The following is a 6,872-nucleotide window of genomic DNA, read 5'->3' on the forward strand; positions in this document are numbered from 1 at the left end:
AAACACTTATTTGAATGGGAACGCCACCCGAATAGTCTTTATGGGCAATAGCATTCAATAATGCTTCTCTAATTGCTTCCCTCGGATATTCATAGGTCTCCACTCGATTCAAACCTTCATAGCTAATAAATGCCTTGATGTACTTTGTGAAAAGCAACTCTGTGGTCTTTTCAATTTGCTCAAAAAGATTTCCGTGAATTTCGTCCTGATATCTCAAGTCGCTATCACTTTCGAAAAAACCTATTTTTATGTAAGCTCCTGTTATATATTTTTCAGGATTAGGGTGAAATAGCAGAATTGATGCCCGCTTAAGAAATTTACCTTCTTTGAGTTGAAGGTTCTCAATAAGATGTTCATTACTGTCAGCTAAACTGTCTTCATCAATTCTTTGGCTTCTTAAAGCTCGTTTTCGAAAAAAATCAAACGTTTCTTGCTTAAGGTCATTTATTGAAACATTCGGAACAGGAACTCCATCCCATCTTTTACCTTTTTTCTGAAGGAGAAACTTGTCAAGTGCTGCCCCCTTTAATTCCTGTTTGGTACTTCCGCTTCTGTAATGATATTGTCCTTTGTAATTGACTGGATAAGGGTATTGCTCAACAAGAATTTCAATAAATTTCCCTTGGTTGGTTTGGTGCAGATTAACATCAGCCAAAATCCCCAATGTGTCTCTGACCTTGTTAGGGATTTCTTCTAAAAGCTTTTTAGCATCCTTCAAGTCAACTATATTTCCTGAGTCATCTTTTCCTATAAAAATAGTTCCTCCGTGAGCATTTGCAAAACCACAAATCCATTTTAGGTATTCATCTCTCCAAGTTATTTTGAACTCAATATTTTGCGATTCTGATGTCACTACTGATATTTAATAATTTCTAAGTTTCAAATTTACTCTTTTTCCTAATGTCATTTTGCTGTTCGGATTTTCTACACTGAGCGATAACGTTTTGCAGCTACCCGAAGGTGGCGATTTCGAAGCACTTCACTGTCAACCAAGCATAAACTTTGATAAAAGCACAAAACTTGAGTTAACCACTGAACCGCCACTTTTGGGTAGGTGCTGTTAGCGGTAGTTATTTTTCACGTTCATTTATTTTCTTGTCTTTTGTTATCGTATATGATTTGTCTTCAAATATAGATTTCATAATCATATAGATATGGTCTTCTCCTTTAATTTCTATTGTTTTCTTTGCAATTCTTAGTATTCCATTCAGCTTAACTCCACTAATTTCAGTTTCTTCACCCGTAGGTTTATAAATCAATACGGTACCTGTATCAAAGGTGAAGACTTTTTCTAAGACTTCGTTTTCTTCCTTTTTACACAGTTCGTTATTGAATTCATTAATGTATTTTTCTATGTTTTCAATACTTCCATCTGTTTTTTTAATGTCTAAAAATTCGACCCTTGTTGACCCTGGCTTTAATGTAGATTTTGTTTCCTTTGATACTAAAAGTTCTAATCCATTTATTTGAGGCAATAGCATATTCATATTTATCTGTATGTTTTTCACTGTGCCTTTCCAATCATCTTCATTAGGTTCTCTTAATTCAATGAGCCCAATGTTTTTGTATTTAGCAAATGATATTGCATCTGGAGTAAACCCATTTTTTGAAACTATTACACCTTTATTCAGTCCTGCATCTTCTACAATTTCAGCAACTTTCATTATGATATCTTTATTTATTGTCTGCTCCCAATATTTGCATTCCACAGCAGTTTTATAAGAATGAAGTCCGTCAGAATGGCTTGTCAATACGTCAATTTGATGTACAACTGTTGATTTGCCTGTTACTTTACAATTATTTCCGTGGCACTCAATTTTAACACCGTTTGCTGCTCCAAGTGTTTCATATATGTATTTAGTGATTTCTTCGTATTCTTTCCATTCCATATTAAAGAGTATTGATTTTATTATTCGGTTTGATTGCCATAATCTAGCAAATCAATGTGTATTGATGTTGATTTATATTTACCTGTTCGCATACTTTCAATGAAGTCAGCTTTTGAAATTCCAAAAGAACTTGAGATGTAATGAAAGTGGGATTGTCCGTTTTTCCAATTTTCTTTGCCACCAATACTATTGTATGTCAAAAAGAAGCAGTGCCAAAAGTCACCCTGCTCGAAGAAATGAGAAACAATTACCTTTCGGTGTTCAATCACATTTTTTAGTTCTCCATCTGTCAAATCAGTTTCACCTACTTTGTGAATTGTTCCATCTTCTTTAATATGAAAAAGTTTGGGTAGTTTTTTGCCTTCCAGTCCATTAGGTAAATTTTCAAAAAGATATTTGCTGTATAAAAAACCAAAGTCGTTATATGACTTGAAAATAAGTGACATTAATTCGTCTGGATTTAATGTCATTCCTTTAAGTAAAGTTTCTTGGTCTTTCTTTCGAATTGTCTTTAGTAGCTGTATAAAGTTATCGTGAACTTTTGTCTGCTCAAATTTTTCAAAAAATCCAACTAGCATTTCTTCTGCTTTTTTTACAAAAAAATTGTCATCCAATTGCGAAGTTAAAAAGGGATTTTTTGCATATAGTAGGTCTCGTAAAGAAATGGCTCGTTTCTCAAGCTCAAAGGTCTTGTAATATTCAACGGGGTTAACTAGTTCAACTTTGTCAGTGGAAAAAACTCGAGTAAACCCACGTCCGTTTTCGTCAAATATTTTTTCTGTATTCATTGTTTGTTTGTTGGGTGTCGTCCGTTATAATTAACGCTAACGTTTTGCGTGTATGAGAAGTAGCGGATTAAAAGCACTTCACTTTCAGTTTGGCACTGACTTTTATTAAAAGCACTAATCTCTGATTTAGCTCTGAAACCGCTATTTTTCATACACGCTGTTAGTGGCTGGGCTTCTCAGGGTCATATTGTCTGTTTTTTAAGTTCAATTAAATGCTCTTTATATTTCTGAAATTCTGTGTCTTTAGGGTTAAGATGTAGCACAAAATTAATTTTACCCAATAAATGCTCTATATAATTCCTGTATTTTATGTTTTTGCGTTGCATATGGTCTTGAATTCCAAACTTAATTATATAATGCATTTCCTGCCGTAATTTGTTTCTCTTATGGAAAACAACTTGAGGCTTTTCATTTACGACAATACCAGTAACTGTTTGTCGTTCGTTTGGCTTCATTATCTTTATCTTATCTGGGTGCAGTGTCAGCCCTAATTGTCTTACGGTATCGTCAACTAACTCAATTAACATTTTTTCGTCAAAGTTTCCTGAAAAACTTAAGTCGTCAGCATATCTTGTGTATCTGATGTCGTTAGCCAAACAGTATTTAATAATTATATCATCAGCACTTTTAAAAAAAATATTTGATAAATATGGACTAGTTGGTGCTCCTTGCGGTAAACAACCGCCCCTAGTGCATAGTTTAGAGAGGAGGTTTGAGATTAATGCCGAATATCCGAATGAGCGAAATATTGATTCTACATTTTCTCTTTTTATTGAAGGAAAAAAATCTTTTAGATCAAGAGTTAGAACTTTAGGCTGATTCTTGTGAAATTTCACATTCTCTATTAAACCTACCTTTTTTCTGTAAGCCTTAGCAAAAGGGCTTACCTTTTCTACTTCGAGAATATTCACTAAAATCCAATCTTGGATTTCTTTCAAACTGGGGAGTGGCTCTGAAATTTTTCGCATCTTCCCATTCCTCTTCTTTATTTCAAAGTCTCTGTAAAAGTAAGGCGTATAAACAACAGCACGCTTTATGTAATCCTTTCTATAACCAACTAAAACAGATAAATGAGAAGTGTTGTAGATAACTGGGAAGCCCTTATCTATTAATGGTTTTGCGTAATTTAAGCAACGGGTAATGTTTTCGGCTGAATATCCTGATTGCGAAGCTTTAATTTCAAATTCTTGCTTATATTGTTCAAATTTCATTTTCTTAAAATCGTTAATGAGCCGGGGGCAATGCCCCCGAACTCAATTAGTGAATACGGGTTTAAGCGGGGTGGAGCCTCAGCGGAACCCCGCTTAAACCCGAAGGCTTGAAAACCCATTCAATTACAGAACAGTGACTCACTGCTCCGGTGCCAACCGAAGTCAACACAATATTTTAAGAAAGAACTAAAAAGTAAGCTCGTTTTGTCTTGGCACAAATATAAAGTTTTTTTCTCTTCTATTTTTACTCAAGCGATTTTTTTCGTCTTTCTCAATCCATTCGCTTTTTGTGGTTTTTTTATAAGTTATTTCTAATTGCTTTAGTAACTCTAAACCCTTTGGAGTTAAAGTAACTCTTTGACTATCGTAACTAACCAATTCATTTTTTATGGCGATTTGAGTTTGATTAGCAATTTCATTGTAATCTACTCCTTTCCTAGCAAGCCTTTTTAGGGAGCCATTTCTAAAAATCACATCAAGGAGTATATAAAGATTTTCTTTTTCCATATCTAATATCTTGGGAATGGTGCTTTATAATTTACTTCGTTTTTTTCATAATCGTGCCAGAAGATTGGGAAGGTATTATTCGGTGTTCTGTACAAAGTGATTAATCCTTCTGATTGTCCATAGCCAAAACTATATTTTTTTGAAGGCAATAGTTTTTCGATTTCTTTCATAATTGCCGTTTTTTCCTCTAACTCGGGGGTTGAGTAGTGGTCACTGATTTCTTTTCTTGTAACTATTTCGGTATAGTATTTCACACCAATACTTTCCATATAATTAACGGCTTGTTGGTGTGAAGCAACAGTAATTACTCTTATCTTATCTAGAGTAATGTTTGGGTTTAACAAAAGTTTTTCAATTGTTGATTTAATTGTGTCTCCTGTTCCTAGAAAATCATCTAATAGAAAAATTCTCTCGTTATCCGTTAAAGTAAATGGTAATTCAAGTTTATCAAATGCTTCAATTTCTTTAAACTCTAAATGATTATATCTTTCAAAAAAAGGTCTGACCCCTCTTAAAATAATTAGAACCCCGTGTCCGCTCTTTGTCACTTCTTCATCTTTAGGCTTCATAACAGGAAACAAAATAATCTTGCTTAGGTTATTAATTTCTTCTTCTGGAATTATGGTGTTAAAAATATGAACTAATTTACCTTGATATTCAGTAAATGTTAACCAAGTATATCTTTCTGCTAATTCAAGGAGTAAATTTTGTTGTTTATCATTAAGGTTACCAAGCAACTCACAGAAATTACGAAATACAACTTCGTGCATTTCCTTGTCGTGCCAACGTTTGGAGTTAAAAATAGAATATAGTCGTGCAAAGGTTGTTGGATTCATATTTTAAATTACTTTTCGTTCATTTTGTCTTTACGGTTTGTTCGTCATAGCCTGGCCACTAACTTACTTATTACAACGTATTTATACCACCAAGCCTTCAATTCTTGCTGGCTTGATACTACAATTGCATTGTTTATTAAAACTAATGTTTTTTTATAAATCATCAAAAGGAGATCTTATTTCTGAGATTTTTTTCTTACTGACATGAGTATAGATCTCAGTAGTCCTACTGCTATTGTGACCAAGCAACTCTTGGATATACCTTAAATCTGTTCCATTTTCCAATAAATGAGTAGCATAACTATGTCTAAGCCAATGTAGAGTTGCCGGCTTATTTACCCTTGCTTTTTTTACAGCATATTTTAGCACCTGCTGTAAACTGCTGGCACTGTATTGGGCTCCTACTTTTTCTCCTTCAAATAAATATACTATTGGACGCTCGGCTTTATAATAAGACCTTAATAATTCTAAAAGTTTGTCAGATAGAGGAACCACTCTGTCCTTTTTACCCTTGCCTTGTTGGATAAAAAGCAACTTTCTATTTGGATCAATATGTTTCAATTGAATATTCAAAAGCTCAGTCCTCCTTAATCCACATGCATATATCAAACCGATCATGGATTTATGTTTAATATTTGTAATGGAATCCAAAATCTTTTTCACCTCTTCCTTACTCAATACATTTGGCAAAACCTTTTCCTTTTTAGGCCTGTAAATAATATCTGGATTGATTTTTATCCCTTTTCGGTTGGCAAAAAATAATTTGATGGCATTGACAAATTGGTTTTGATAAGAACTGGAATAGGAATTTGCAAGGATATATTCAGAATTGAACTTTTCTAGATCTGAATTTTCTATCTCTTCTAATGGCTTGTTGTCTAAAAACCTAAAAAATACAGAAATAGCTTCCCTGTAGGTTTTGATGCTGTTTTCACTGTAACGCTTATTCCTCATCCATTGCTCAAAAAGTTGGATTTCTTTGGAATTAACCGCTGAAAGATTTGGTAATACTACGCTTACTTTATCCTGGGGTATCTCTACCTTCTTCAACTCACTGTAATCCAACCAAGCTTTCCCCTTAAAAAACTGAATCATTTCTGATATCCTTTCATCTGAATAAGCCACCCACCATACCTTTCTCTTGGTATCCCAATTACAGCCGGGAAATTGTTTGACTATTTCCTTCAGTTGAAAATCATACGGAAACTCAATCCTGATCACAGGATTCTTGCCTATCCAGTCGTTTTTCAAAACCAGCTTCCTCATAAAATCCTAAATTAAAAACCTGAATAATCAATATGCTGAGTTTGAATCCCATTGTGGAATAGTCTTGTCTTAAATCAGGAACAGATATTTTTTGATATTAAATATTCATAGATATTAAACCACAATTAATTGATGTAATGGGAAAAAAACCGCTCAGTTTAAAAATGAAATTACCTTTTTAAAGAAAAAATTAAAAGGTCCAATGGCAACTTATCCGATTAAATTGCCGGACTAAATACAAAAAGCCCCCGATTCCTCAGGGGCTAATTAGTTATCTGAAAGTAATTATTTTGTTAATTCACCGGTTAAGACCTTCGAGGTTTGAAAAACCTCAAAGGTCTTAACCATCAAGAAAACGGATACTTCCCTTTCTCT

7 protein-coding genes are annotated in these 6,872 nt (G+C 33.8%); all 7 read right to left on the minus strand.

Features of this window, described 5'->3' with window-relative positions:
* Positions 1–853 (minus strand): AlbA family DNA-binding domain-containing protein (locus tag B879_RS20005; RefSeq protein WP_040401365.1); only part of this gene is annotated, 853 nt, incomplete at its 3' end.
* Between the two features lie 217 nt (positions 854–1,070).
* Complete coding sequence (locus B879_RS20010; protein ID WP_009187048.1) at positions 1,071–1,889, minus strand: restriction endonuclease; 819 nt, start codon at positions 1,887–1,889, stop codon at positions 1,071–1,073.
* Positions 1,890–1,909: 20 nt separating this feature from the next.
* Complete coding sequence (locus B879_RS20015; RefSeq protein ID WP_009187049.1) at positions 1,910–2,677, minus strand: hypothetical protein; 768 nt, start codon at positions 2,675–2,677, stop codon at positions 1,910–1,912.
* A 182-nt stretch (positions 2,678–2,859) separates the two neighbouring features.
* Positions 2,860–3,888: a reverse transcriptase domain-containing protein gene (locus B879_RS20020; protein WP_009187050.1), complete on the minus strand. Its 1,029-nt coding sequence runs from the start codon at positions 3,886–3,888 to the stop codon at positions 2,860–2,862.
* Between the two features lie 186 nt (positions 3,889–4,074).
* A complete protein-coding gene (locus tag B879_RS20025) occupies positions 4,075–4,395 on the minus strand; it encodes a hypothetical protein (protein WP_009187051.1) in 321 nt (106 codons plus the stop codon).
* 2 nt (positions 4,396–4,397) lie between these two features.
* Positions 4,398–5,231 (minus strand): phosphoribosyltransferase-like protein, encoded by an 834-nt coding sequence (locus B879_RS20030; protein WP_009187052.1) that lies wholly within the window; start codon positions 5,229–5,231, stop codon positions 4,398–4,400.
* A 153-nt stretch (positions 5,232–5,384) separates the two neighbouring features.
* Positions 5,385–6,497, minus strand: coding sequence for a tyrosine-type recombinase/integrase (locus B879_RS20035; protein WP_009187054.1), 1,113 nt, complete (start codon positions 6,495–6,497; stop codon positions 5,385–5,387).
* Positions 6,498–6,872 lie beyond the last annotated feature (375 nt).

The sequence above is a fragment of the Cecembia lonarensis LW9 genome (assembly GCF_000298295.1).
Taxonomy (GTDB): Bacteria; Bacteroidota; Bacteroidia; order Cytophagales; family Cyclobacteriaceae; genus Cecembia; species Cecembia lonarensis.